21 protein-coding genes are annotated in these 25750 nt (G+C 74.2%); 12 read left to right on the top strand and 9 right to left on the bottom strand.

Translation table 11 applies throughout. From position 1 onward, the window contains the following. The first annotated feature begins 3 nt into the window (after positions 1 to 3). The 5 genes from ACL03H_RS00685 (at position 4) to ACL03H_RS00665 (ending at position 7679) form a co-directional block, all read left to right on the top strand. Positions 4 to 1017 (top strand): methyltransferase, encoded by a 1014-nt coding sequence (locus ACL03H_RS00685; protein ID WP_412809029.1) that lies wholly within the window; start codon positions 4 to 6, stop codon positions 1015 to 1017. 144 nt (positions 1018 to 1161) lie between these two features. Continuing rightward, positions 1162 to 1596: a Fur family transcriptional regulator gene (locus ACL03H_RS00680; RefSeq protein WP_412809072.1), complete on the top strand. Its 435-nt coding sequence runs from the start codon at positions 1162 to 1164 to the stop codon at positions 1594 to 1596. Further along, the gene (gene katG, locus ACL03H_RS00675) at positions 1589 to 3805 is read left to right on the top strand and encodes a catalase/peroxidase HPI (protein WP_412809028.1); all 2217 of its coding nucleotides are present in this window, start codon (positions 1589 to 1591) and stop codon (positions 3803 to 3805) included. Before ACL03H_RS00680 ends, katG begins: the two co-directional genes overlap by 8 nt. A 369-nt stretch (positions 3806 to 4174) precedes the next feature. Then, positions 4175 to 5413, top strand: a complete 1239-nt coding sequence (gene ilvA, locus ACL03H_RS00670) for a threonine ammonia-lyase IlvA (protein ID WP_412809071.1) — start codon at positions 4175 to 4177, stop codon at positions 5411 to 5413. 118 nt (positions 5414 to 5531) lie between these two features. Continuing rightward, positions 5532 to 7679 (top strand): NACHT domain-containing protein, encoded by a 2148-nt coding sequence (locus tag ACL03H_RS00665; RefSeq protein ID WP_412809027.1) that lies wholly within the window; start codon positions 5532 to 5534, stop codon positions 7677 to 7679. On the opposite strand, the gene ACL03H_RS00660 is transcribed toward ACL03H_RS00665, so the two are convergent. From ACL03H_RS00660 to ACL03H_RS00645, 4 genes are all read right to left on the bottom strand, one after another. Then, positions 7654 to 8880, bottom strand: coding sequence for a cytochrome P450 (locus ACL03H_RS00660; RefSeq protein WP_412809026.1), 1227 nt, complete (start codon positions 8878 to 8880; stop codon positions 7654 to 7656). The genes ACL03H_RS00665 and ACL03H_RS00660 overlap by 26 nt on opposite strands. An 89-nt stretch (positions 8881 to 8969) precedes the next feature. Beyond that, positions 8970 to 10043 (bottom strand): alpha/beta hydrolase, encoded by a 1074-nt coding sequence (locus ACL03H_RS00655; protein WP_412809025.1) that lies wholly within the window; start codon positions 10041 to 10043, stop codon positions 8970 to 8972. Between the two features lie 306 nt (positions 10044 to 10349). Continuing rightward, a complete protein-coding gene (locus ACL03H_RS00650; protein WP_412809024.1) occupies positions 10350 to 11645 on the bottom strand; it encodes an MCE family protein in 1296 nt (431 codons plus the stop codon). Between the two features lie 282 nt (positions 11646 to 11927). Continuing rightward, complete coding sequence (locus tag ACL03H_RS00645; protein WP_412809023.1) at positions 11928 to 12692, bottom strand: IclR family transcriptional regulator; 765 nt, start codon at positions 12690 to 12692, stop codon at positions 11928 to 11930. Between the two features lie 137 nt (positions 12693 to 12829). Here ACL03H_RS00645 and ACL03H_RS00640 point away from each other — a divergent pair, with 137 nt between their 5' ends. Both ACL03H_RS00640 and ACL03H_RS00635 read left to right on the top strand, forming a co-directional pair. Then, positions 12830 to 13777, top strand: a complete 948-nt coding sequence (locus tag ACL03H_RS00640; RefSeq protein WP_412809022.1) for a U32 family peptidase — start codon at positions 12830 to 12832, stop codon at positions 13775 to 13777. A 149-nt stretch (positions 13778 to 13926) separates the two neighbouring features. Continuing rightward, complete coding sequence (locus ACL03H_RS00635; RefSeq protein WP_412809021.1) at positions 13927 to 14268, top strand: hypothetical protein; 342 nt, start codon at positions 13927 to 13929, stop codon at positions 14266 to 14268. Between the two features lie 45 nt (positions 14269 to 14313). Here the strand turns inward: ACL03H_RS00635 and ACL03H_RS00630 are convergent, their stop codons facing one another. Both ACL03H_RS00630 and ACL03H_RS00625 read right to left on the bottom strand, forming a co-directional pair. Further along, positions 14314 to 16140, bottom strand: a complete 1827-nt coding sequence (locus ACL03H_RS00630; protein WP_412809020.1) for a thiamine pyrophosphate-requiring protein — start codon at positions 16138 to 16140, stop codon at positions 14314 to 14316. Between the two features lie 437 nt (positions 16141 to 16577). Next, positions 16578 to 18020, bottom strand: a complete 1443-nt coding sequence (locus tag ACL03H_RS00625) for an aromatic amino acid ammonia-lyase (RefSeq protein ID WP_412809019.1) — start codon at positions 18018 to 18020, stop codon at positions 16578 to 16580. Between the two features lie 130 nt (positions 18021 to 18150). On the opposite strand from ACL03H_RS00625, the gene ACL03H_RS00620 reads away from it, so the two are divergent. Beyond that, the gene (locus ACL03H_RS00620) at positions 18151 to 18453 is read left to right on the top strand and encodes a putative quinol monooxygenase (protein ID WP_412809018.1); all 303 of its coding nucleotides are present in this window, start codon (positions 18151 to 18153) and stop codon (positions 18451 to 18453) included. Between the two features lie 15 nt (positions 18454 to 18468). Here ACL03H_RS00620 and ACL03H_RS00615 read toward each other — a convergent pair whose 3' ends face one another. Continuing rightward, entirely contained in the window at positions 18469 to 19119 is a 651-nt protein-coding gene (locus ACL03H_RS00615; protein WP_412809017.1) for a TetR/AcrR family transcriptional regulator, read from the bottom strand. Between the two features lie 298 nt (positions 19120 to 19417). On the opposite strand from ACL03H_RS00615, the gene ACL03H_RS00610 reads away from it, so the two are divergent. Both ACL03H_RS00610 and ACL03H_RS00605 read left to right on the top strand, forming a co-directional pair. Further along, the gene (locus ACL03H_RS00610; RefSeq protein ID WP_412809016.1) at positions 19418 to 19969 is read left to right on the top strand and encodes a TetR/AcrR family transcriptional regulator; all 552 of its coding nucleotides are present in this window, start codon (positions 19418 to 19420) and stop codon (positions 19967 to 19969) included. Between the two features lie 117 nt (positions 19970 to 20086). Beyond that, entirely contained in the window at positions 20087 to 20314 is a 228-nt protein-coding gene (locus tag ACL03H_RS00605; RefSeq protein WP_412809015.1) for a hypothetical protein, read from the top strand. 131 nt (positions 20315 to 20445) lie between these two features. Here the strand turns inward: ACL03H_RS00605 and ACL03H_RS00600 are convergent, their stop codons facing one another. After that, positions 20446 to 21288, bottom strand: a complete 843-nt coding sequence (locus ACL03H_RS00600; RefSeq protein WP_412809014.1) for a metal-dependent hydrolase — start codon at positions 21286 to 21288, stop codon at positions 20446 to 20448. A gap of 200 nt (positions 21289 to 21488) precedes the next feature. Continuing rightward, positions 21489 to 22850 carry a sugar porter family MFS transporter gene (locus ACL03H_RS00595; protein WP_412809013.1) on the bottom strand — a complete coding sequence of 454 codons (1362 nt, stop codon included), beginning with the start codon at positions 22848 to 22850 and terminating at the stop codon, positions 21489 to 21491. A gap of 164 nt (positions 22851 to 23014) precedes the next feature. Here ACL03H_RS00595 and ACL03H_RS00590 point away from each other — a divergent pair, with 164 nt between their 5' ends. Next, positions 23015 to 24229 carry an ROK family transcriptional regulator gene (locus ACL03H_RS00590; RefSeq protein WP_412809012.1) on the top strand — a complete coding sequence of 405 codons (1215 nt, stop codon included), beginning with the start codon at positions 23015 to 23017 and terminating at the stop codon, positions 24227 to 24229. Positions 24230 to 24257: 28 nt separating this feature from the next. Next, positions 24258 to 25727, top strand: coding sequence for a sulfatase-like hydrolase/transferase (locus tag ACL03H_RS00585; RefSeq protein ID WP_412809011.1), 1470 nt, complete (start codon positions 24258 to 24260; stop codon positions 25725 to 25727). Positions 25728 to 25750 lie beyond the last annotated feature (23 nt).

Genomic DNA, 25750 nt, shown 5'->3' with positions numbered 1-25750 from the left:
GACGTGGGATACGACGCCCAGCACCAGCGGACCATGATGTCGATGATCAGCGGGCAGTTCGTCGCCCAGGCCGCCCGGGCCCTCGCCGAGCTGCGGGTGCCCGAGCTCCTGCACCGGGGTCCGAAACCGGCCGCCGAGGTCGCCGACCAGGCAGGAGCGAACCCGGAGGCGATGCTCCGGCTGCTGCGCTGCGCCGTCCACTTCGAGCTGGCCTCCTACGACGAGGAGACCGCGCGCTTCGCCGCGACACCGCTGCTGGACCGGCTGCGCGCGGACGCCCCGGACTCGCTGCGCAGTCTCGCGATCACCTGGAGCAGCCCCGGGCACTGGCGGCAGTGGGAGCGGCTGACCGACGCGGTGCGCCACGGGACGGAGCAGTCCGCCGCCGCCCACGGCAAGCCGATCTGGGAGTACTTCGCGGAGGCCCCGGCGGAGGCCGACCTGTTCTCCGCGGGCATGGCGGAGTTGTCCGCCGGCGTGATCCGGGAGGCGGTCACGGCGATCGACGCTCGTCCCGGGGACCGGATCGCGGACATCGGCGGGGCCACCGGCTCGTTCGTGCTCGCGATGCTGGACGCGCACCCCGGGACCACGGGCGTCGTCCACGACCTGCCGCACCTGCTGGAGTCCGCCCGCGCGGACATCGCGGGGCGGGGCCTGGCCGACCGGTGCGCCGCGGAGTCCGGGGACTTCTTCACCTCGGTGCCCGAAGCCGACCTGCACCTGCTCAAGTTCATCCTGCACGACTGGGACGACGAGTCCTGCGCGGCGATCCTGCGGGCCTGCCGCCGGGCGCTGCGGCCCGGCGGCCGGGTGGTGGTCGTGGAGCTGGTGCTCGGGCCGCCCTCGAAGCCCGGCCCGGCGGCCCTGATGGACCTCAACATGCTCGCGATGGCGCCCGGCCGCGAGCGCGACCTCGCGGGCTTCGACCGGTTGTTCGCGGCCGCCGGGCTGCGGCGCTCGGCGACCACCGAGCTCTCGGGCTCCCACTGCGCGATCGAGGCGGTCGTCGCGTGACCGGCCGGGACCGCCCGCACCAGCAGGGGTCCCGGCCCGCTGGACGGCGGAGACCACGAGATCATCCCCGGCGATAACTTGATTCGTTCCAGTTAGTCCCGGACAATGGGCCTCGTGCACCGGACCACGAACGAGCTGGAGCGGATGCTGCGCGACGCGGAGCTCCGCGTGACGCGCCCGCGCCTGGCCGTGCTCTCCGCGGTGCACCGGATCCCGCACGCGGGCACCGAATCCATCATCGAGGCCGTGCGCGGTGAGCTCCCGAAGGTCTCGCACCAGGCCGTCTACGACGTGCTGCGGGCGCTGACCCAGGCGGGCCTGCTGCGCCGGATCCAGCCGATGGGCTCGATCGCCCGCTACGAGGCGCGGGTCGGGGACAACCACCACCACGTGGTGTGCCGGTCCTGCGGGGTGATCGCCGACGTGGACTGCGCCCACGGCGCCGCTCCCTGCCTGACCGCCTCCGACGACCACGGCTTCGCGATCGACGAGGCCGAGGTCATCTACTGGGGCACCTGCCCCTCCTGCGCCAGTTCCGATCCCGAACGAACCGATCCTGAAAGGACCCCAGGTGACTGACAGCCCTGACACCGCGACCGGCGGTTGCCCGGTCGCGCACGGCGGCCGCCTCCCCCACCCGACGCAGGGGAACGGCAACGAGGCGTGGTGGCCGAACCGCCTCAACCTGAAGCTGCTGGCCCAGAACCCCGCGGTCGCCGACCCGATGGGCGAGGACTTCGACTACGCCGCCGAGTTCGAGAGCCTGGACCTGCCCGCGGTGAAGCGGGACATCCACGAGGTGCTGACCACCTCGCAGGACTGGTGGCCTGCCGACTTCGGTCACTACGGTCCGCTGATGATCCGGATGGCCTGGCACAGCGCGGGCACCTACCGGGTCAGCGACGGCCGCGGTGGTTCCGACGCCGGGCAGCAGCGGTTCGCCCCGCTGAACAGCTGGCCGGACAACGTCAGCCTGGACAAGGCCCGTCGCCTGCTGTGGCCCGTGAAGCAGAAGTACGGCCGCAAGCTCTCCTGGGCCGACCTGATGATCCTCACCGGCAACGTCGCCCTGGAGACGATGGGGCTGACGACCTTCGGCTTCGCCGGTGGCCGCGCCGACACCTGGGCTCCCGGTGACGACATCTACTGGGGTTCCGAGACCACCTGGCTCGGCAGCGACCAGCGCATCTCCGGCGGCGAGGACGACCGCACCCTGGAGCAGCCGCTCGGCGCCACCCACATGGGCCTGATCTACGTGAACCCGGAGGGGCCGGAGGGCAAGCCCGACCCGGTCGCCGCCGCCCGCGACATCCGCGAGACCTTCGGCCGGATGGCGATGGACGACGAGGAGACCGTCGCCCTCATCGCCGGTGGCCACACCTTCGGCAAGACCCACGGCGCCGCCCCGGACTCGAACCTCGGACCGGACCCCGAGGCCGCTCCGCTGGAGGCGCAGGGCCTGGGCTGGACCAACGCGCACGGGGCCGGCCACGGCGCCGACACCATCACCAGCGGCCTGGAGGTCACCTGGACCTCCACGCCGACCGAGTGGAGCAACGGCTTCTTCCAGAACCTGTTCGGCTACGAGTGGGAGCTCTACCAGGGCCCCGGTGGCGGCTGGCAGTGGCGGCCGAAGGACGGGGCCGGCGAGGGCACCGTGCCCGACGCGCACGACCCCTCGCGGAAGATCGCGCCGAACATGCTCACCACGGACCTGGCGCTCAAGGTCGACCCGATCTACGAGCCGATCTCGCGCCGGTTCTACGAGAACCCGGACCAGTTCGCGGACGCCTTCGCCCGCGCGTGGTTCAAGCTGACCCACCGCGACATGGGCCCGGTGGACCGCTACCTCGGCCCCGAGGTGCCCTCCGAGGAGCTGCTCTGGCAGGACCCGGTCCCGAAGCCGGCGCGGGGCGAGGTGATCGGTGACGCCGAGATCTCCCGGCTCAAGACCGCGATCGCCGAGTCCGGCCTCACCGTCCGCCAGCTGGTGTCGACCGCGTGGGCCGCGGCCTCCACCTTCCGGGGCAGCGACAAGCGCGGTGGCGCCAACGGCGGCCGCATCCGGCTGGAGCCGCAGCGCAGCTGGGAGGTCAACGAGCCCGAGGAGCTCGCGACCGTGATCAGCGCGCTGGAGGGCGTCCAGGAGTCGTTCAACTCCGGCTCCGACAAGCAGGTCTCCTTCGCCGACCTGGTCGTGCTGGCCGGTGGTGTCGGCGTCGAGCAGGCGGCCAAGGCCGCCGGGCACGACATCGAGGTCCCGTTCACCCCGGGCCGCGGTGACGCCACCGCCGAGCAGACCGACGTCGAGTCCTTCTCGCACCTGGAGCCGGTCGCGGACGGCTTCCGCAACTACGTCGGCAAGGGCGTGCCGATGCCCGCCGAGTACCAGCTCATCGACCGCGCGAACCTGCTCACCCTGAGCACGCCGGAGATGGTCGTGCTCGTGGGTGGTCTGCGGGTGCTGGACGCGAACCACCAGCGGTCGCAGCAGGGCGTGTTCACCGAGCGGCCGGGCGCGCTGAGCAACGACTTCTTCGTCAACCTGCTGGACATGGGCACGACGTGGAAGCCCGCCGATGAGGCCTCGACCAGCTTCGAGGGCTTCGACGCCGCCGGGGAGGTCGTGCGCACCGCCAGCCGGGTCGACCTGGTCTTCGGCTCGAACTCCGAGCTGCGCGCCGTCGCGGAGGTCTACGCCGCCGACGACGCGAAGGAGAAGTTCGTCCGCGACTTCGTCACCGCCTGGACCAAGGTCATGGAGCTGGACCGCTTCGACCTGGCCTGATCGGCCCTAGCGGCCCTGGCCGCCGGATCGCGGTACCACCACGGGCCCCGCACCCCTCCCGGGTGCGGGGCCCGCTCGCGTCCCCGCCGGGCCGGGGCGGATCGACGGTCCTGCGACGCGAGGGACGGTGGAGCTTCGGGCCGGGTGGCGCGGTCACTTCGACGAGGTGGCGCTCCGCGACCACGACATCACCGATCCGGCCGGGGGCGCCCCACGCGGCGACCGATATCCCAGATTGCGGGACACGATGCGCACCACGTGGACGGCACCGACCCCCCGGGTGCGCGGTGGCGCGACGGCAGGGCCATGCTCGTAGCGGATTCCCGTTCGAGAGACGACAGGAGGTCACCCGCCGTGTCACCAAGTCCGGTGCGGGCAGCCGAGGTGGACGCCGCGGCCGAGCTGCTCGCCGAGACGATCCCCCCGACCCCGCTGCACCGCGCCGATCGGCTGTCCGCGCGGCACGGGCTCGACGTGCGGATCAAGCGGGAGGACCTCACCCCGGTCCGCTCGTACAAGGTGCGCGGCGCGTACAACTTCGTCTGCCGCCTCTCCGACGAGGAGCGCGGGCGCGGCGTGGTGTGCGCCAGCGCGGGCAACCACGCGCAGGGCGTGGCGTTCGCCTGCGAGGCGCTGGGCGTGACCGCCCGGGTCTACCTGCCGCGCACCACTCCCCGGCAGAAGCGCGAGCGGGTCGCGAAGTTCGGCGGCCGCCACGTCGAGGTCATCGTGCACGGCGACACCTACGACGACGCGGACGCCGCCGCGCGGGCGCACGCGGCCGAGACCGGCCGGACGCTGATCCCGGCCTTCGACGACCCGCGCACCATCGCCGGGCAGGGCACCGTGATCCGGGAGGCCGTCGAGCAGCTCGGGAAGGTGCCGGACGCGGTGGTGGTGCCCGTCGGCGGCGGCGGGCTGCTGGCCGGAACGCTGGCCTGGTTGCGCGAGACGCACCCGGAGGTGCGGGTGATCGGGGCGGAGCCGCAGGGCGCGGCGAGCATGGCGCTCGCCCTGGACCGCGGCGAACCGTCCCCCGTGGACGATCTGGATCCGTTCGTGGACGGCGCCGCGGTGCGCGTGGTCGGCCGCCACCCGTTCGCCGCGGTGGCCGAGCACCGGCCGGAGCTGGTCGCCGTGCCGGAGGGCCGGATCTGCGTCGAGATGCTGGACCTCTACCAGTCCGACGGGATCATCAGCGAACCGGCGGGCGCGCTGTCCCCGGCGGCGCTGGGCCAGGACCTCGGCCTGGAGCCGGGGTCCACGGTGGTGTGCCTGATCTCCGGTGGCAACAACGACGTGAGCCGCTACGCGGAGATCGTGGAGCGGGCGCTGGTCTTCGAGGGCCGCAAGCACTACTTCCTCGTCGAGTTCCCGCAGGAACCGGGCGCGCTGCGCCGCTTCCTGGACGACGTGCTCGGACCGGACGACGACATCGCGCTGTTCGAGTACGTCAAGCGCAACAACCGGGAGACCGGGCCCGCGCTGGTCGGCATCGAGCTCGGCGCCGCCGAGGACCTGGAGCCGATGCTGAAGCGGATGGACGCGATCCCGCACCGCATCCAGCCGGTGCCGCCGGACAGCCCGCTGTTCCACTTCCTGGTGTGAGCCGGGAACCCCGGCTCCCCCGGTCCGGCGGAAACGATGTTCCCGCGCGCCGTGCTGTGGCACGGTGAGGTGATCAGCTGTTCGAGATCACCGCACGTCGCCGTCGGGAGGGGCGTGGATGCCGGGAGCCGGAGAGCACGAGCCCGCATCGCGCAACACCGCCAGCGGTGCGGGCGGCTCGGTCTACCAGTTCGGGCGGGTCGACGGTGATGTCTCGTTCGACCGGACCCCCGCGCCCGGGGCGCTCGCCGGACCGCTGGAGGCGCTGGCCCGCGAGGTCCGCTTCCGGTGGGAGCGCGAGGAGCGCGTCCACGACCTGTCCCCGCTGCCGCTGCGCTGCCGGATGGCGGCGGAGGAGCTCGCGGAGTACCGGCCCGGGCCCGCGGAGCGGCCGGACCTGACCGGTGAGCTGAGCCGGATCGCGGACCTGCACGAGCGCGTCCCGTCCCGGCGGCTGGTGGTGCTCGGCGAGGCGGGGATGGGCAAGAGCGCCCTGTGCCTGCGCTTCGTGCTCGACGTGCTGGACCGGCGGCGCGACACCGAGGCCGTCCCCGTGCTGTTCGCCCTCGGCTCCTGGGACCCGGCCGCCGTCCCGCTCACCGGCTGGCTGATCGAGCGGCTGGCGCGCGACTACCCGCAGCCCGGCGGCCCCCGGGTGGCCGCCGACCTGGTCAAGGCCGGGCTCGTGCTGCCCGTTCTCGACGGGTTCGACGAGATCTCCGACGGGCTGCACGCCCGCGCGCTGCGGCGGATCAGCGCGCACCGGATGCCGCTGCTGCTGACCAGCCGCCGCCAGCAGTACGCGGCGGCGGTCGAGGCGGACAAGGCGATGGCCGCCGCCGAGGTCGTCGAGCTGGAGCCGCTGTCCCCCGCCGACGTCGCGGACCAGCTGCGGCGCGGCGCCAAGCGGATCATCGTGGACGGGCGCGCGGAGACCAACTGGGAGCCGGTGCTGCGCAGGTTGCGCGAGGCCCCGGACCACTCCGCGAGCCGCCACCTCGCCGCGGTGCTGCGCACCCCGCTGATGTTCTCGCTGGCGCGCAGGGCGTACCGGGTCCGCGACCCCGTCGAACTGCTGGACGCGCGGCGCTTCCCCACCGAGGAAGCGGTGGAGGAGCACCTGCTGGGCACGGTGGTGCCCACCGCGTACGACGACGACCCGGAGCGCCCGCCGCGCTGGCCGCCGGATCGCGCCGAGCGGTGGCTCGCCCACCTCGCCGCGCACCTGCGCGGACTGGAGACCCACGATCTGCGCTGGTGGCGGATCGCCGCGACCACGCGCCGCAGCTCCCGCGCCCTCGTGATGGCGTTGGTCACCGGGCTGGTCCTCTTCCTCGTCCTGACCGTCGTGAGCGGGACGGCGTACTCGCTGCTCGGGATGGGTCTCCGGGCGGGGGCGCTCGCCGGCGTGCTGGACGGCCTGCTGGCCGGAGGGGTGGGCGGCCCCCTGTTCGGGATCGCCCACGGCGCGGCCCTGCTCACCTCCCGGACGCCGGCCGAACCGTCCCGGGTGCGGCTGCTGCTGCGCGCCAGGAACGACGCGGAGCGGAGGTCGGTTCGCAGGATCGCGGTGCGCACGGCGGTGGCGGCGCTGCTGGGCGTCGCCTGCGGGATCGGGCTGGGGCTCGGCAGGGGCGCGCTGCGGGCGTGGACCTACGGCCCGGGCGCGCTGCCGGGCGCCTGGGTCGACGCGCTGCTGTTCGCGATCATGTTCGGGACGGCGGCGACGCTGGTGTTCGGAGTGATCGCGGCGCTCGAAGCACCCATCGACATCCGGTCGGCGGCCACGCCCGCCGCGTTGCTGCGCGCGAACCGCGAGACGACGCTGGGCCTCTTCCTGCTGTGCGGACCGGTGTTCGGGCTGATCGTGGGAGTCAGCGGCGGCGTGCTGCGCGAGCTGCTCGACGGCAGCCTGTGGGGCGTCCCGCTGGACTGGAACGTCCTGTCCACGATCCACTTCGCGACGTCGAGCGGGCTCGGGGGCGGGATCGCGGCGATGCTCGCGTTCACCGCCTGGGGCGAGTGGCTCGTGTTCGGGCGGTTCTGGCTGCCGCTGCGCGGCAAGGTGCCCTGGCGGACCGCGGCCTTCCTGGAGGACGCCCACGAGCGCAACGTGCTGCGCCAGCACGGGTCCGCCTACCAGTTCCGGCACGCCAGGCTGCGCGATCACCTGGCGCGGGGGCATCAGCGCGAGCGGGGCACGTCCGGGCGCGGGCCCCGCCGCGCCCGGACGTCACCGGTCAGGAGCCGGCCCGCGCCCAGCTGACCGGCATCCTCTCCGGCCCCCGGGTGGACAGACCGTCCTTCCACTCCACGCCTTCCTCCCCCAAGGCCAGCCGCAGATCCGGCAGGCGGCGCAGCAGCACGTCCAGCGCGACCTGCAACTCCATCCGGGCCAGCGGGGCACCGAGGCAGTGGTGCGCGCCGTGCCCGAAGCCCACGTGCGAGGGCTCCTCGCGGAGCAGGTCCAGCGCGTCCGGGTCCGAGTAGACGGCCGGGTCGCGGTTCGCCGAGGCCGTGCTCGGCAGGACCGGCTCGCCCGCTCGGACCGTCACGCCGCCCAGCTCGACGTCCTCGGTCGCGTAGCGCGCGATCCCGGCGCCGTTGCCCAGCGGGATGTAGCGCATCAGCTCCTCCACCGCGCGCGGGACCAGGCCGAGATCGGCGCGCAGCCGCGCGAGCTGATCGGGGTGCCGCAGCAGCGCGTAGACGAAGTTGGGGATCTGGGTGGCGGTCGTCTCGTGCCCGGCGACGAGGATCGCCTGCGCCAGCGAGAGCATCTCGTCCTCGCTGAGCCGGTCGTCGTCGTCGCGAGCGGCGACCAGCCCGCTGAGCAGGTCGTCGCGCTCCTGCACGTGGCGGGTGCCGCGCCGCTGGGCGATCAGACCCGCCACGTACTCCCGCATCAGCTCGACGCTGCGGCCGACCTCCTCGGGGGTGAACTTGGTGGTGGACAGGAAGGCGTCCGACCACACCCGGAAGTCCGCCCGGTCCTCGTAGGGCACGCCCAGCAGCTCGCAGATCACGGTGATCGGCAGCGGCAGCGCGAAGTCCTCGACGAGGTCGGCGGGCGCACCCCGGTCCAGCATCCCGTCGACGAGCCCGTCGGCGATCTCCTGCGCGCGCGGGCGCAGCAGCTCCACCCGGCGCTGGGTGAACGCCTTCATCACCAGGCGGCGCAACCGGCTGTGCTCCGGCGGGTCCGCGCTCAGGATGCTGTCGGGCGGGCTCTGCAGCGGGCGCATCCGGGGCTCGTCGCGGCCGACGCTCGCGGCGCGGCTGAACCGCCGGTCGCCGAGCACCACCTTGACGTCCTCGTACCGGGTGGCGAGCCAGCCGGGCTCCCCGTACGGCAACCGCACCCGGGTCAGCGGCTGCTGGCGCAACTCCTCGAACAGGGGCTCCGGGTCCAGGCGTTCCGGCTCGCTGAACGGGAACGACTTCGGCTCCGCGGTGGTCATCCACATCTCCTGCGGTCGGACGTTCGGGACCCCGACGACGGTAGCAGATAAGTCAGACGACTGTCTTATGGCGAATGGTTCCCCGCCGACCGCGATCAGGGGTGCTGGAGGCGCTCCGCGAGCAGGCCGACGTAGTCGTCCAGGTCCGCCTGGAGGCAGGCGTCCCTGGCGTGCTTGCCGTCGCACCCCTCGCCCCAGCCGGTGCCGTCGCCGTAGTCGGCGAAGCGGTGCGCGATCCCCGCCGCCGTCAGGTTCGCGGAGGTGACCGCGGCCGCGTCCCGCACCACCGCCTCGGCCACGGCCAGCACGGGATCGTCCAGCAGGTCGCCGCCGTCGCCGGTGTAGATCGCCACCCCCATCCCGCGCAGCGGCTCGACGTGGTGGGCGGGGCTCTGCTCGTTCCACACCGCGTCGCCGGGCCACACCGGCGAGCCGAACACCGCGTCCGGCGGATCCAGCGGCAGGCCCGCGGCGGGCAGCAGCGCGGAGCCCACGACCGCCCCGCGCATCCTCGGATCGAGCAGGTCCAGGTCGCCGGAGAAGCTGCCGACGAAGCCGAACAGCTCCGGCCGGTGCTCGGCGTAGTGGAACGCGCCGAACCCGCCCATCGAATGCCCGGAGATCGCCCGCCCCTCGCGGGACGCGATGGTGCTGAGGTTCGCGTCGATCAGCGGGATGACCTGGTCCAGGTGGAAGGACTCCCAGTTCTGCACGCCCGAGGCGCCGGGGGCCACCCAGTTCGAGTACCAGCCCCGCCCACCGCCGTGCGGCGTCACGGTGATCAGCGGAACGCCCTCGGTCGCCCGCTCCGGCAGGACCTGGTAGCGCGGCGAGTCCGGCAGCTCCGGCGAGCCGTGCAGCAGGTAGTTCACCGGGTAGCGGACGCCCGGGTCGTAGTTCTCGGGCAGCACGACCAGGATCGCGTGCTCCCCGGAGACCTGGCGGCCGATCGGCGCGAACCCCGGAACCTGGTCGGTGGCGACGGTCAGCACGAAGGTGCGGTGGTGCTCGTCGACCCACTCCGGCTGGTCGAGCACGGTGATGCCGAAGCCGTCGTCGAAGCGCGGCGGCGCGTCGGCGGCCAGCGCGGCGGGCAAGGGCAGCGCGCACGCGGCGGCCAGGCAGCTCAGCGCGGCGACCCAGCGCCGGGCCCGCGAATTCCCCCTCATCGTCGTGCTCCCTCCGGTTGCGGTTCCGCCTCCCCTGGCGGAAACCGCGCTCAGCACACCAGCGGGCCGCTCCGGGGGACAGCTGCCAGCCGGGTGATCGGGGGCGCGACCCCGGAAATCGGGGGAACTCTCCCGGAAACCACGTCTTCCCACTCCGTCCGGGATGCGTGCCGAGGGGGCACCCGCGCCCGCCGAGCACGTACCCGCGACGACAGCAGCGCGCCCTTCGAGTTGTTCGTCCTGGTTCGGGGCCGCGAACCGGTCCTCCGCCCCGAGCGCCTGCCCGGCGAGCAGGTCCGGCGCGGATCAGCCGGGGAGCACCGCGACCTCGGCACCGCGGAAGACCGGGCCGAGCAGCAGGCTCGACCACGGCGGGACCCCCGCCCCGTCCGCCGGGTGCGCGGCGAGGGCGGCGATGAGGTGCCGCTCCGCCGGGGAATTCGCCCCGACGTCCGGTGCCGAGGAGGCGGGCAGCGACCCCCCGGTCGCGGCGCGGGCGGCGGGCGGCGAGGTGGTGCCGTCCTGGACGGGGCCGTCCGGCGGGTACTGCGGGGCCCGCTCGATCGGGTAGCAGCGCGGTCCCCGCTCGTCGGCGAACACCGGATCGTCCAGGCCCGGCAGGTAGGCGCCCCGGTTCGGCGTGATCTCCAGCGTCACGTGCGCTCCCGGCTCCCCGGTTCCGACGCCGAGGACCCGGTTCGCCTCCGGCACGATGCCCGCGGCCTGGGCCAGCACGCACGGGTACTCCGGGGAGTACTCCGCGAGCAGCTCCAGCGTCGGGCGGGCGGAGGCGTTCACCCGGATCAGGTCCGGTCCGTGCTCGCGCAGGTAGCCGGTGAGGTCGTCGGAGGTGGTGGTCAGCCGCGAGAGCATCCCGCTAAGCGCGGCCCGCTGCCCGGCCAGCGTCCGGGCGGTGGCGCCGAGATCGCCGAGCGCCCGCAGCACGTCCGGGGCCGCCTGCTCGTAGGTCCCGGCCACGCCGACCAGCCGCCGCAGGTTCTCGCGCAGCAGCGGCAGTTCGGGGTTGAGCCCGGCGAGGTAGCGGTTCAGGTCCTCGATCGTCCGGCCGGTGGACTCGCCCCTGCCCTCCAGCGCCCGGCTCAGCCCGTTCAGCGTCGTCGCCAGCTGCTGCGGGCGCAACGACCGCAGCAGCGGCATCGCGTCGGCGAGGACCCGCTCCAGCTCGACCGCCCCCGCCCCGCTGTCCTGGACGATCACGTCACCGTCCGCCAAGGAGCGCGCCGAGCCGCCCGCCGGCGGTTCCAGCGCGACGTAGCGCTCGCCGAACAAGGTCCGGGGCAGCAACCGCGCCGTCACGTTCGCGGGGATGCGGTCGATCGAGCCCGGGTCCAGCGCGAGCCGCAGCTCCGCACCGCCCGGCGCGGGCACGACCTCGCTGACCCGGCCGACGACGAGGCCGCGGACCTTGACGTCCGCCTCGGGCGGGATCTGGTTGCCGGTGGTCCCGGTGCGCAGCAGCACGTCGGCGGTGCGGGCGAAGGCACCCCCGTGGACGGCGAGGGACCCGGCCGCGGCGAGCGGCAGGACCAGCAGCAGGGCCAACCCCAGCAGGCGTCGCCGCAGCACGGCGAGTGCGCGCATCTCAGGCCCTCCGCCCTCGATCCCCACCGCCCCGCCACCCCGGGCGGCGCGGAGCGAACGTCCGCCGCGCGTCGCCGTCCCGTCGGCGAGGGACCGGATTCTCCGGCCGCGGTCCCGGCGGAGGGGCCGGACGCTACCCCGCCCGGGACCCCGTGCGGGACCGCGCGATCACCCACCACTCCGACGAACCACAAGATCACCGGAACGGGGCACCGCCGCGACGGGCCCGCGCGGCATCGGCCACCGGCGCGGGGGCTCGGGGGCTCAGCCCGATCCCGGTCGTCAGCCCGCGACGTGGCCCAGCCTGGCGGACAGCTCCGCAGCTCCGATGCCGACCAGGTGCGCCAGCTCCTCGGCGGTCCGCTCGTCCCAGCGCGGGATGGGCACCGAGGCGCTCAGCGCGGCGACGACCTCCCCGGCCGCGTCGCGCACCGGGGCCGCCGCGCACGCGACCGCCTCGTTCGACTCGCAGCACTCCCGGGCCGCACCGCCCGCCGCCCGGATCGCGTCCAGCTCGCGGCGCAGCGCCTCGCGGTCGGTGGTGCTGTTCGCCGTCATGGCGGGCAGCTCGCGCCGCGGGTAGAGCTCCGCGAAGCGCTCCGGCGGCAACGCGGCCAGCAGCACCTTGCCCACCGCGGTGCAGTGCGCGGGCAACCGCCGTCCCACGGCGGAGACCATCCGGACCGGGTGGCTGCCGTCGACCTTCGCCACGTACAGCACCTCGGCGCCGTCGAGCACTCCGACGTGCGCGGTCTCCCGGCAGCGGCGGGAGACCTCCTCCGCCACCAGCCGCCCCTCCCGGGCGAGGTCGAGGCGATCGGCGTAGGCAGCGCCGAGCCGGAAAGCCCGCACTCCCAGCCGGAAGCGGTTCGCCTCGGCGACCGGCGCCAGGTAACCGCGTTCGGCGAGGGTGCCGAGCAGTTCGTGCACCGTGGTCCGCGGCAGCCCGAGCCGCGCGATGATCTCCGGGGCGCTCAGCTCCGCCTCGTCGAGGAACAGTTCGAGCACGTCGAACGCGCGCGCCACCGCCGGAACCGCTCGCGCCATCGACGCCCCCCTCGTTCCGGGCCCGCCGGACGCCCGGCCCGTCGGTGGATCATCGTAGGCGAGCGGGTTGACCGGTCGCGCGCCAGAGCCCTACTCTCGCCGAACGTTGTTCGATATCTCGGACAGGAGCTGAGGGCGTGCGCGGCACCCGCGATTTTCTGGACCGGCAAGGACTTCCGAGCGGCGGTGACCCCGCGCCCACCAGCGCCAAGCGGTTCCCGGACGGCGCCCAGTACCGGGTGGAGATCCCCAGCACCGAGGGGCCCGAGGTGCTGGAGGCCGTGCTCGACGAGGCGCACCTGCGGGCCGTGCCGGTGCACCGGATCTCGCAGGGCAGCGGCGGAATGCTGCTCACCGCCGAGGAGCTCGGCGAGATGGCGCGGATCGCGGCGCGCGAACCCGTGGAGCTGAGCCTGTTCGCCCGCCCGCTCGCCGGGTGGGGCACCGGCGGGCTGCCCGCCGCGCCCGGCGGCGGCCCGGTCGCCGCCCAGGCCTGCGGGGTCGACGGGCTGGTGCACGTGCTGGAGGACGTGCGCCGCAGCGCGGAGGCCGGGGTGCGCAGCGTGCTGATCACCGACGTCGGGGTGCTGGCGACGGCCGCGCGGATGCGCGCCGCCGGAGACCTCCCGCCGGATCTCCAATTCAAGATCAGCGTCCAGATGGGGCTCGCCAACCCCGCTTCGGTGCGGGTCGCCGAGGAGCTCGGCGCCGACACCTGCAACGTCCCCACCGACCTGGGAATCCGGCAGCTGGCCGAGATCCGGGCGGCCACCGACCTGCCGCTGGACGTCTACGTCGAGGCTCCGGACGACCTCGGCGGCTTCGTGCGGCACTTCGAGATCGCCGAGATCGTGCGGGTGGCCGCACCGGTCTACGTGAAGTTCGGGCTGCGCAACGCGCCCGGCCTCTACCCCAGCGGCACCCACCTGACGCCCACGGCGATCGCGCTGGGCCGGGAGCGGGTGCGGCGCGCGCAGCTCGGTCTGGAGCTGCTGCACCGCTACGACCCCGGAGCGACCTGCTCGGTCCTCGGTGCGCGGGGCCTGGCGCTGCCCCGCGTCGAGGAGCCGGACCGCCGGGAGTGACGTCCGGTCCGGAAAACCCGGGCCATGCCGTGATCAGGACTTTCGCGCCCGCGCTCGCGCCATCCCGCCGCGGGCGGCGCCGTCCGGGCCACACTGGACGGCGGCGCCGGGCGACGAGGACGGAGCTCGGCACGGCTTCCGGAGGCACGATGGCTTCGCGCATCCCCGCGTGGTTCGCGGCGATCGTCCTGCTCCTGCTCGGCGGGCTCGTGCTCGTCACCCCGGTCTTCGGCGGTTCCGGACCGGTTCGCTGCGGCGAACTGGTGATGCGCCCGCACCAGGTCTGCCACCTCGTCGCCGGTGGTGATCTCCGCCAGCTGCGCAGCTACGCCGACCAGCGGCGAGCGCAGCGGGCGGAACCCGGCGCGCTGCGCAAGACGATCGGGGCCGCGGTGCTGCTGGCGGGCGGGGCGCTCGCGGCAGCCCTGCTGCTGCCCCGCCCCGCCCCCGGCGGTCGCCACCGCCTGCGCACCGCACCACCGCACCGCTGAACGGGCGCACCGCCCGCCGCCGACGGCGCGCTTCCCACCCGGCGGTCAGATCACCGGGGCGCCGAGCACCGAGCGCGCCTTGGCGCCGACCGTCTCCCGGACGCCGTCCGCGATGATCCGGAGCGCGTCCGGATCACCCTTGAGCTGGGAGGCCGCCGTGTTCAGCGCCTGCGCGACCGTCACGTGCGGCGGCACCAGCGGCACCGCCGGATCCACCCGGGCGTCCACCACCGCGGGCCGGTCCGCGTGCAGCGCGGCGTCCCAGACCGGGCCGACGTGCTCGGCGTCCTCCACCACGTGCCCGGCCAACCCGAGCAGCTCCGCCCACCGCGCGTACGGAACCGAGGGCAGGTGCTGGGCCTCCGGGTAGGGCTTGTCGCCGAGCATCGCCCGCGTCTCCCAGGTCACGTAGGACAGGTCGTCGTTGGCCAGCACCAGCACGGTGAACCGGGGATCGGCCCACTCCTGCCAGTACTTCGCCACGGTGATCAGCTCGTTGACCCCGTTCATCTGCATCGCGCCGTCACCGACCAGCGCCACCACCGGCCGCTCCGGGTGGGCGAACTTCGCCGCCAAGGCGTAGGGCAGGCCACCGCCCATGGACAGCAGGGTCCCGGAGAGGCTGCCGAGCATCCCCGGCCGCATCTCCAGGTCCCGCGCGTACCAGCTCGTCGCGGTTCCGCAGTCGGCGGAGACCATCACGTCGTCCGGCAACCGCCGGGACAACTCGCGCACCACCAGCTCCGGGTTGAGCCCGCTGGTGTCGGCGGTGGCCCGCCGCTGGCTGTAGGACTCCCAGCGCCGCGTCCACGCCGCCACGTGCTCGCGCCAGCGGTGCTCGGACCGCTCCTCCAGCAGCGGCAGCAGCGCCTCCAGGGTGGACCGGGCGTCTCCGACGAGGTTGACCTCGGTCTCGCAGCGGATGCCGCAGCGGGCACCGTCCACGTCGATCTGCACGGCCCGAGCTTGGCCCGGGGCCGGGTAGAACTCCGTGTAGGGCATGGTCGAACCGACGACGAGCAAGGTGTCGCACTCCCGCATCAGGTGCCAGCTCGCGGTCGAGCCGAGCAACCCGATCGGCCCGGTCACCCACGGCAGCGCGTCATCGAGGACCGTCTTGCCGAGCAGGGCCTTCGCCGCCCCCGCGCCGAGCCGGTCCGCCACCGAGGTGAGCTCGGCGGTGGCCCCCTGCGCGCCCGCGCCCGCGAGGATCGCGACCCGCTCCCCCGCGTTGAGCACCTCGGCGGCCCGGCGCACCGCCTCCGGCTCGGCCGCGCCGACCGGGGAGCTGGGGACCGCCGAGGTCCGGGGGTAGCCGTGCTCGTCCGGCGGCTCGGTCACCGCGGGCTGCTCCAGCAGGTCGCTGGGCAGCACCAGCGCGGTGACGGTCCGGTGCGCCAGCGCGGTGCGGCACGCCCGGTCCACCAGGTGCCGGACCTGGCTCGGGGCCACCAGCTGCTCGCAGAAGTCGCTCGCGACGTCCCGGAACAAGGTCGTCAGATCGATCTCCTGGTAGTACCCGCTGCCCAGCGCGGTGCTGGCGGTGTGCCCGAGCAGCGCCACGACGGGCTGGTGGTCGAACTTCGCGTCGTAGAGCCCGTTGAGCGCGTGCACCGCGCCCGGCCCGCTGGTCACCGCGCAGCAGCCGATCTCGCTGCCGCCGTACTTGACGTCGGCGCAGGCGGCGAAGCCCGCGGTCTCCTCGTGGCGGACCTGGACGAACTCGGTCGGCCCGCCGGTGGTGCGGTCGGCGGTGCGCAGCGCGGCGATCACGCCGCCGATCCCGTCGCCCGGGTAGCCGTAGTAGCGGTGCACGCCCCATCGGCCCAGCCGCTCGACGATGTGCTCCGCGACGGTCTTCGGCTCTGCCACTCGGTACCTCCTAGGTCGGTGCCCGGCACCCCAGCGCCTTCCCCGCCGAGGCCGCCACTACACCTCGGCTCCCGGCCGCCCCCCGTCCAGCGCCGCGTGCCACCCCACCGCGCCCCGACGAGCTCGCGGGTTCCCCGCACCATCACGCCCCGGAACCCGCTCCGCCCCGCACGACGCCCCCACCGCCCCCTGGACGTTGCACCAGCCATGCACCCCGATGCACCCCAGCCGCAGCGGACCCGCGATTTCACGAGAAATCGCGGGCCCGCACCACCCGAGGACGGCGATTTCGCGAGAAATCGCGGGCTCCCCACCGCAACCCGGCGCGATTTCGCGAGAAATCGCGGGGACCCCACCGCAGCCGGGTGCGATTTCGTGGGAAATCGCGGGGTCATCGGGGGTGGGATTTCGTGGGGGGGGTGTTCGTGCTCGGGGGGTCAGAAGCGCACCAGCTCGTCGAGCACGGCTCCGGCGCGGCTGATGTCCTCGGTCAGCGAGCGGTCCTCGACGCGGGCGTCGAGGGTGTCGGCGGCCAGCTCGTAGGCGGCGCGCACCGGCATGTCCACCAGGTCCGCGCGCCGCATCCGCAGCGCCCGCACCGCCGCGACCAGTTCGCAGGCCAGCAACCGCCGGTAGGCCGCGGCCGCCGCGCTGGTGGCCCGGGCGGCCTGGGTGGAGAAGCTGGCGTGGTCCTCCAGCCCGCGCGAGACCACGGCGGTGCCGAGCGTCGCGGGCAGCGCGGCGTGGCGCAGTTCCGCGAGCGCGTCGTGCGCGACGTACTCCAGGATCATCACGCCCGAGCTTCCCGGCGGGCCCGCCGCCAGGAACGGGCGCAGCCCGGTGAACTCCGGTTCCACCAGATCTCCCAGCCGCGCGGCCGAGAGCTCCGCGACCTGGTGCACGGTCGCGCGCACCCAGTCCAGCGCGGAGGCCACGTAGGCGGTGTGGAAGTGCGCGTGGTGGTAGGCGTCCCGGTGCACCACGGAGATCATCGGGTTCTCGGTGCCCGCGTTGATCTCGATCGCGAGCACGTCGCGCAGGTAGTGCACCGCGTCCACCGCCGCGCCCTGCACCTGCGGGTAGGCGCGGAGGCCGAACGGGTCCTGGATCCGCCGTCCCGGTCGCGGGGTGCTGTCGAGGCCGAGCAGCCGGCGCATCTCGGCGGCGCAGCCGACCTGCCCGGCGTGCGGCCGCGCCTCGTGCACCGGTGTCGCGTAGGCCTCGGGGTTCCCGTCCAGGGCCACGTAGGTGAGCGCGGCGACGACGTGGCTGGCGCGGGTCAGGCGTTCCAGGTCGAGGGTGGCCAGCACCGCTTCGGCGAGGGTGGCGGCGTTGCTGCTCATGAACGCGAGCGCGTCGCCCGCCCGGATCTCCACCGGCTCCACCCGACCGGTCTGCCAGGACCGCTCCCCCGCGAGCGCGAGACCGGTCTCGGCGAGCGGGGCGAGGTCGCCGGTGCCGATGGCGCCGAGGCGGTGGACCAGCGGCAGCGCCCCGGTGCGCAGCGCCTCGGCGAGCGCGGTGATGATCTCCGGTCCGATGCCGGCGCGGCCCGCGACGAGCTGGTTGAGCCGGATCAGCAGCATCGCCCTGGTCTGCGCGGCGGGCATCGGCTCACCGCTGCCGCCGGCGTGGCTGCGCAGCAGTCGCAGGCCGTGCTCGGCGGAGTCCTGGTCGCGCACCTGGTCGTCCTTGTTGGCGCCGACACCGGTGGTGCGGCCGTAGACGACCCGCTCGGTGCTGAGCTCCTCCGCCAGCCGCCAGGAGTTCTCCGCGACGCGCACGGCCGCCGTGGACAGATCGATCTCGATCGGCCCCCCGGTGCGGCCCACCTCGGCGACGTCGGCGCAGCGCAGCGTGCGACCGTCCACCCGGATCATGCGTCTCCTCCCCTCGTCGGCGCGGACGCTACTCGGCGCGTCGGGTCCGCCGCAGCCCCCGGCGGGACAGTGCCGAGCGCGCCCGGCACCATGAATCCGGCCCCGCCTCCGACCGATCGAGGAGAACACCGTGATCGCGCTCGTCGTCTCGCTCCAGGTCAAGCCCGGCCACCGGGAGGCGTTCCGGGCGGCCATCACCGCTGACGCCGAGACCTCGGTAACCGAGGAACCGGGCTGCGTGAGCTTCGACGTGCTCGTGGACGCCGAGGACGACCACCACTTCTTCCTCTACGAGGTCTACCGCGACCGCGACGCCCTGGAGGAGCACCGGGCCAGCCCGCACTACGCCGCGTGGCTCGAGGCGGCCGCCGAGGTGCTGGTCCCCGGCAGCAGGCAGGTCACCGAGACGGAGCGGATCCTGCACGAGGCGTGACGGGCGCCCGCGCCCTCACGACGCGGGGGTCACCGGCGCCAGCCACAGGCCCGTGATCCCGTCGACGAGGCCGTTCGCCGCGTCGTCCCAGGTGGCGCGGGGGGTGGTCACCGACTCCGCGAGGGCGCGTTCCCGCTCGGCGGTCATGTGCACCATCAGCTGGCGGGCCATGTCGCCGCGCTCGGCGCGCACCTCGTCGGGCAGGTCCGGCTGGCAGCGGTGCAGGCCGTCGACGATCTGGCGCAGCGAGGGCGCGGTCAGCGATTCCTCCACCATGATCGGCCGCAACGCGGGGTCGGTCATGACCTGGGCGCCGAACCGGGCGAACCAGGTGGGCCTGCCCAGCTGGGCGAGGTGTTCGATGCTCGGCCGCACCAGGCACTCGACCCACTCCCGCACGCCCGCGTCGGGCGGGATCGCGGCGACCATCCGCACCCGGATCGCCTCCACCGGCTCGCTGCGCTTGCGCACGATGGCGCGGATCAGGTCGGTCTTGGTCCCGAAGTGGTAGCCCACGGCGGTGTTGTTGCCCTGCCCCGCGGCCTCGCTGACCTGACGGTTCGACACCGCGAACACCCCGTGCTCGGCGAACAGCCGCTCCGCCGTGAGCAGGATGGAATCCTTCGTCGCCCCGACCCGCTCGCTGCGCGCCGTCCGGCCCGCCATGACCACCACCTCGACTCCCCGATCGGCCCACCGGCTCACCACCGCACCCGGGCGGCGGAGCCCGCTGCGCCATCTCCGCAGCTGACCGGCCATTCGCTCACGGTCAGTTAACCGCCGGGAGCTCGTTTAAGTCAAATGATTGAGACCCGGCGCGCGTCTCGCCGCGCCCATCCGACCAGATTCGCCGCCACCGCCCACGGCCGCCCCGCGTGGTGCCGCGCCCACCTTGCGCGCGCTCGCAGCGGTACGCTGCCAGCGGTCGACGCGGGAACGTTCGCTCGACGCGGGGAGGGATCACGTGCCCGGAGCATCCGGCAGGGCCGAGCGCTCCGACGCCGAGCGGAACCGGTCGCGGATCCTGGACGTGGCCGCGACCGCGCTGGCCGAGTCCGCCGCCACCACGCTGCACTCGATCGCGAAGCGCGCCGGGGTCGGCCAGGGCACCTTCTACCGGCACTTCCCGAACCGCGACGCGCTGCTGCTCGCGCTGCACGAGCACGACGTGCAGGCGCTGCTCGCCGCCGCTCCCGGCCTGCTGGCGACGCACCCGCCGCTGGAAGCGCTGCGCCGCTGGCTGGACCAGCTCGACCGCTGCGCCCGCGCCGAGCACGGCCTCTCCCGCGCCGTCGAGGCCGCCACCCGCGCGGACCTCGCCCCGGAACACCACGACCGCGTGCACGCCGCCGTCACCGCCCTGCTCGACGCGGGCCGCGCCACCGGCGAATTGCGCTCGGACGTCGACGCCGACGATCTCCTGCTGCTGTGCGGTTTCCTCTGGCACCGCTCCGGAGGGACCCGCGCGGACCACCTCCTCGACGTCGTCCTCACCGGCCTCCGCCCCACCCGGTGAGCCCGGCAGCGGAAGCTCATCCGGTCGAGCGTGACTTCTGACGCGGAACGAACTCCTCGCGAGGTCTACCACGGAGGCAGGCAGCTGACGCCCCGGTGACCGCCAGGAGGGTCTTCCATGACAACGACTTCCTCAGCCCGCGCCGCCTCGCCCTCGGAGGGCGCGTTCCGGCGGCCCCGCGGCCGGCGGGGCGGGGGTGGGCCGTACGTGTGGGGCGGGACGGTGTGCGCGGGCGCGGTGGCCGAGGCGTGGATTTCGCCGGGACAGCACGGGTTCGCGCTGCTCGCGCTGGTCCTGGTCGGGGTCGCCGCTGTCGTGGCCGCCGCCGCGCTGCTGCGCCGGTAGCGCTCCGGCTCGGTGCCGCGCGAGCGACCGGCGCCGGATCGGCCTCGGTCGCCCCGGAGGCCCGACGGCGAGCTGGGGGTCTCGCCGTCGGACGAGCCGGCCTCGGCGCGCACCCCGCGCCGGGGCCGGGCTCAGCCCAGGGTGCGGGCCAGCTCGGCGACGTCGGGCAGCAGCAGGACCGCGACCAGGAGCAGGCAGACGACCTCGATGGCGCGCTCGATGCGCTTGCCGCGCCGGGAACCGACGCTCCAGCGAAGCGACTTCGGCAGCACGTGGCCGCGGCGCCAACGCGCCCCGGAGCAGCGCGCCGAGGACTTGCGCGCGCACTTGGCGCAGCGGCGGCGGATCGGGTAGGTCCAGCAGATCCCGCTGCGCGTGGCCGAATCGCCCACCGAGTGCACGATCATCCCCATCGTGATCGACAGCCCGGCGAACCAACCGAGCTCGGCCATCGCCCCGGCCAGCGCCAGCGCGCAGGTGATGCCGATCGCGACCACCAGCGCGACCGGATCGCGGTCGGTGCGCAGGTTCCGCCGCACCCAGCGCGGGCCGGAGCGGGAGAGCGCGGAGATTCCCGGCGCCAGCACCAGGACCATCGCCACCCCGGTCACCCACGGGGTCAGCAGCGCTCCCAGCGCCACCAGCAGGCCCAGCGCCGCCGCGAAGAGCGGGGTGTGCACGAGACCGCGGTGCTCCCCGTCCCCGTTGGGGTCGTGGGGTAATCGGGTGCCGCCGTACGCGGTGCGCGCGAGCCACTGGAAGCACTCCCCCACCACCGCGGTCACCCTGCCTCCGCTCCGGTAGGCCGTCGCCCCGTCCGCGTCGAGGTCCGGCAGCAGGGCCGCGCCCGCGCCCAGCAGGGCGCCCACCGCCGTCCCCGCGATTCCCAGGTCCGCGCCGGTGAACGCGCCCAGCGCGCTGCTCGCCGCCGCGCCCGCCAGCGCACCCGTGCACGCGTGTCCGCCCGCCTCCATGATCTCGTCCGCCCCTCGCGCCGCGGCACCGCGTCCGCGCTGCGGGCGGGCGCCCGCCCGGACGGCGCGGCGCCGGATCCTCCGGACCGGCGATCACCGCGCGGTCCCGGGACCATTGAACATGATCTTGAAAGCGCGCGGGGGCGGATGCGGCTCGATTCACCCGCGACGACGCATCCGCTCACCCCGAGCCGGGAGGATCAGGCGTCCAGCTCCAGTTCCTCCAGGCTGCGGCGGGAGGTCTCGCGCAGGCAGGTCGCGGTGAAGATCAGCGCCAGCACCGCGAACCCGGCGAAGATGCCGAACACCGCACCCGCCCCGAACACCAGCAGCACCGGGAAGAACTGCGACACCAGCAGATTGCCCGTCCAGTTCGCGAACGAGCCCACCCCGACGCCGAGGGTGCGCACCCGCAGCGGGAACTGCTCCGGCAGCAGCACCCACATCAGCGGCCCCCAGCTCAGCGAGAACGCGACCTTGAACACCGCCAGGCACAGCACGGCACCGGTGGCCCCGGCGACGCCGTCCAGCAGCTCGCCGCCGAACAGCACCGCCAGCACGGTCATGCTCAGCAACATCGCCGTTCCGCCGATCAGCAGCAACCGCTTGCGCCCCACGGAATCGACGACCCGCGCGGTGATCAGCGTCGTCACGATGGACAGGGCACCGAGGCCGACGCTGTTGAGCAGCGCGGCGCTGTCGCCGAACCCGGCCGCGCGCAGGATGGTCGGCGCGTAGTAGACGATCGTGTTGATGCCGATGAACTGCTGCAGCAGCGCCAGGCCCACCGCGACCAGCAACGGCCGCCGCAACGCGGGGGTCAGCAGCTCCCGCCAGCGGGCGCGCTCGCGCCGGGGCTCGGCGTCCCTGGCCCGGCGGATGTCGTCGAGCACCGCATCGGCCTCCTGCTCGCCGACCTGCCTGCCCAGCACGCGGCGCGCCTCGTCCTCCCGGCCGCGGGCGACCAGCCAGCGCGGCGTCTCCGGCGATCGGGACACCCCGATCAGCAGCAGCAACGAGGGCACCAGGGCGAGTCCGAGCATCCAGCGCCACGCGCCCCAGGGCGAGAGCACCAGGCTGATCACGTAGGCGGCGAAGATGCCGATCGCGATCATGAGCTGGTTCAGCGTGGCGATGCCGCCGCGGTTGCGGGTGGGTGCCAGCTCGGACAGGTAGGTCGGCACCACCACCGAGGCGATGCCGACGGCGAGCCCCCCGAGGACCCGCGCGGCGACCAGCACCGCCACGCTCGGCGCGAGCGCCATGCCCAGCGCGGAGATCCCGAACACGGCCGCCCCGACCTGCAGGATCGGTCGCCGGCCCCAGCGCTCCGCGAGCGAGCCCGCGACCAGGCTGCCGAGGATGGCGCCGAACATCAGCGAGCTCACCACCAGGCCCTTGGTCCACGGCGTGAGGCCCAGCGCGGGCGAGATGAACAGCAGCGACCCGGCCGCGATGCCCTGGTCGTACCCGGCGAGGATCCCGCCGAAGGAGCCGAAGAAGAACACGGAACGCGCCGCGGCGCCCGCCGTCGTGGGCGGCTGCGTGCGGGATTCGGACATGCGGCATCTCCACTTCCGGCGGCGGAACCACGGTGTTCCGGGCTGCTCGGTGCGAAGGAGACTGGCACCACCCGCGATTTGCGTCAACACTCCGTCAGAATCCGGACGCACTTTCTGACCGAGCCCGGTCGAAAATCAGCGGACGCGCGGTTACGCTGCGGCCCATGACCGCCGAGGACGCACCGACCGCGCTGCACCGGCTGCGCCAGGACAACGCCGAGCGGGTGCTCGGCTGCCTGCGGGAGCGCGGGGAGCTCAGCCGGGCCGAGGTCGCCGAGCGCAGCGGGCTCTCCCGCACCACGCTCTCGGCGATCCTGGGCGACCTGCTCCGGCGCGGTGTCGTCGTGGAGACCGAACGCGCGCCCTCGAACCGGCGCGGGCGCCCCACCTCCGGGCTCGTGCTCAACCCGGCGACGGGCCAGTACCTCGGACTCGAACTGGGCCGCAACCGGCTCCGCTTGGTGCTGGCCGACGCCGCGCACCGGGTGCGGGCGCGGGCGGACCTGCCGTACGGCGCCGCGCGCAGCGCAGCCGACCGGCTGGCGCTGGCCGAGCGCGCCGTCCGGGAGGCGGCCGCCGGGCACGGCATCTCGCTGGACTCGCTGGCCGGGATCGGGGTGGGCTCCACCGGACCCGGTGAGCTGGTGCTCGCTCCCGCGGGCGGGCTGGCCGAGCACGCCCCGCGCGGGCGGGAGCTGGTCGCCGACCGGTTGGCCCGCGCGTTCGGCGCCCCGGTGGGAGTGGACAACAACACCCGGCTCACCGCGCTGGCCGAGGCCACCTGGGGCGCGGCCACCGGGGCGGCCGACCTGCTCTACGCGCACTTCTCGCACGGCGTCGGCGGCGGGCTGATCATCGGCGGGCAGCTGGTGCGCGGCACCGGCGGGGTCGCCGCCGAGCTGGGGCACCTGCCGGTCGCCGAGGACGGCCCCGACTGCTGGTGCGGCGGCCGCGGCTGCCTGGAGCGGTACGCCTCGGTGCCCGCGCTGCTGCGCGCCACCGGGCACCGCCGCTGGAGCGTGCTGCGCGCCGCCGCCGAGCGGCCGGGCCCGGAGCGCGAGGCGATCCGCGCCGCCGGGACGCGAGCCGGTGCGGCGCTGGCCGCGCTGTGCACGGCGGTCAACCCCGGCCGCGTGCTGCTCGGCGGGGAACTCGCGGACCTCGGCGAGCCGTTCGCCGAGCCGCTGCGGACGTCCTTCGCCGAGCGCGGGATGCGCTCGCTGCGCGGCGTCGGGTTCGGCACCGCCACCACCGCGCCCTGGGGCGGTGCGCTCGGCGGCCTGGCGCTGGCGCTGCGCGAGTCCCCGCTGCTGGCCCGCTACCCGCTGCCCGGCCCCGGCGACCCCGGACCGTCGGTCCCGGCCGCCACCGGCTCCTGATCCGCCCCCGTTCCCGAGGAGTTCCCCCTTGCCGCGCAACATGCTGTTCCTGATGACCGACCAGCACCGGATCGACACCCTCGGCTGCTACGGCGATCCGACCGCCGTGCGCACCCCGAACCTGGACGCGATCGCCGCGAGCGGAACCCGGTTCGCGAACTGCTTCACCCCCACCGCGATCTGCACCCCGGCCCGGGCGAGCCTGCTCACCGGACACGCGCCGTTCCGGCACAAGCTGCTGGCGAACTACGAGCGCAACGTCGGCTACCTGGAGGACCTGGGTCCCGGACAGTTCACCTTCTCCGAGCGGCTCGCGGAGCGCGGCTACAACCTGGGGCTGCTGGGCAAGTGGCACGGCGGGGTGCGGCGCAACGCCGCCGATTACGGGTTCCAGGGGCCCGACCTGCCCGGCTGGCACAACCCGGTCGATCACCCGGACTACCTGGCCTACCTGGACGAGCGCGGGCTGCCGCCGTACGCGATCCGCGAGGAGGTGCGGGGCACCGCGCCGAACGGCAACCCCGGCAACCTGCTCGCGGCGCGGTTGCGGCAGCCGGTGGAAGCGACCTTCGAGCACTACCTGACCACCCGCACCATCGAGATGCTGGAGCGCTTCGCCGCCGACGAGTCCACTTCGGACAAGCCGTTCTTCCTGGCGACGCACTACTTCGGCCCGCACCTGCCGTACCTGCTGCCGGACGCCTACTACGACCTGTTCGACCCGGACGAGATCGAGCTGCCCCGCTCGGCGCAGGAGACCTTCGAGGGGAAACCACCGGTGCAGCGCAACTACAGCGCGCACTGGGCGTTCGACACCATGTCGCCGGAGACCAGCCGCAAGCTCATCGCCGTGTACCGGGGGTACGTCACGCTCATCGACGAGCAGGTCGGCAGGCTGCGCCGGGCGCTCGACGAGCTCGGGCTGGCCGACCGGACCTCCATCATGTTCACCGCCGACCACGGCGAGTTCACCGGCGCGCACCGGCTGCACGACAAGGGCCCGGCGATGTACGACGACATCTACCGGATCCCCGGCATCGTCTCGGTCCCCGGGCAGCCGCCGCAGGTCCGGGACGAGTTCGTCACCCTGACCGACTTCACCGCCACGATCCTGGAACTGGCCGGGGAGGACCCGGCCCCGGCGGTGGACAGCCGCAGCCTGCTGCCGCTGGTGCGCGGCGAGCGGCCGGAGTGGGCACCGGACGTCGTCGCCGAGTACCACGGCCACCACTTCCCGTACCCGCAGCGGATGCTGCGCGGGGTCCGCTACAAGCTGGTCGTCAACCCCGAGTCGCACAACGAGCTCTACGACCTGGAGCTGGATCCCGACGAGCTGCACAACCGCTACGAGCAGCCCGAGCTCCGCGAGGTCCGGGACGGGATGCTGCACCGCCTCTACGCGCTGCTCCGCGAGCGCGGGGACAACTTCTACCACTGGATGACCAGCATGTACCCCGTGGGGGAGACCGACCACGACCCCACCCTGAGCTCCTTCTGACGCGGCCGGCGACGCCGGACCCA

Origin of the sequence: Saccharopolyspora antibiotica (assembly GCF_047200635.1) — a bacterium.
Taxonomy (GTDB): domain Bacteria; phylum Actinomycetota; class Actinomycetes; order Mycobacteriales; family Pseudonocardiaceae; genus Saccharopolyspora_C.
The sequence above is the reverse complement of the archived record's forward strand: the minus strand, read 5'-3'. Positions and strand labels throughout refer to the sequence as shown.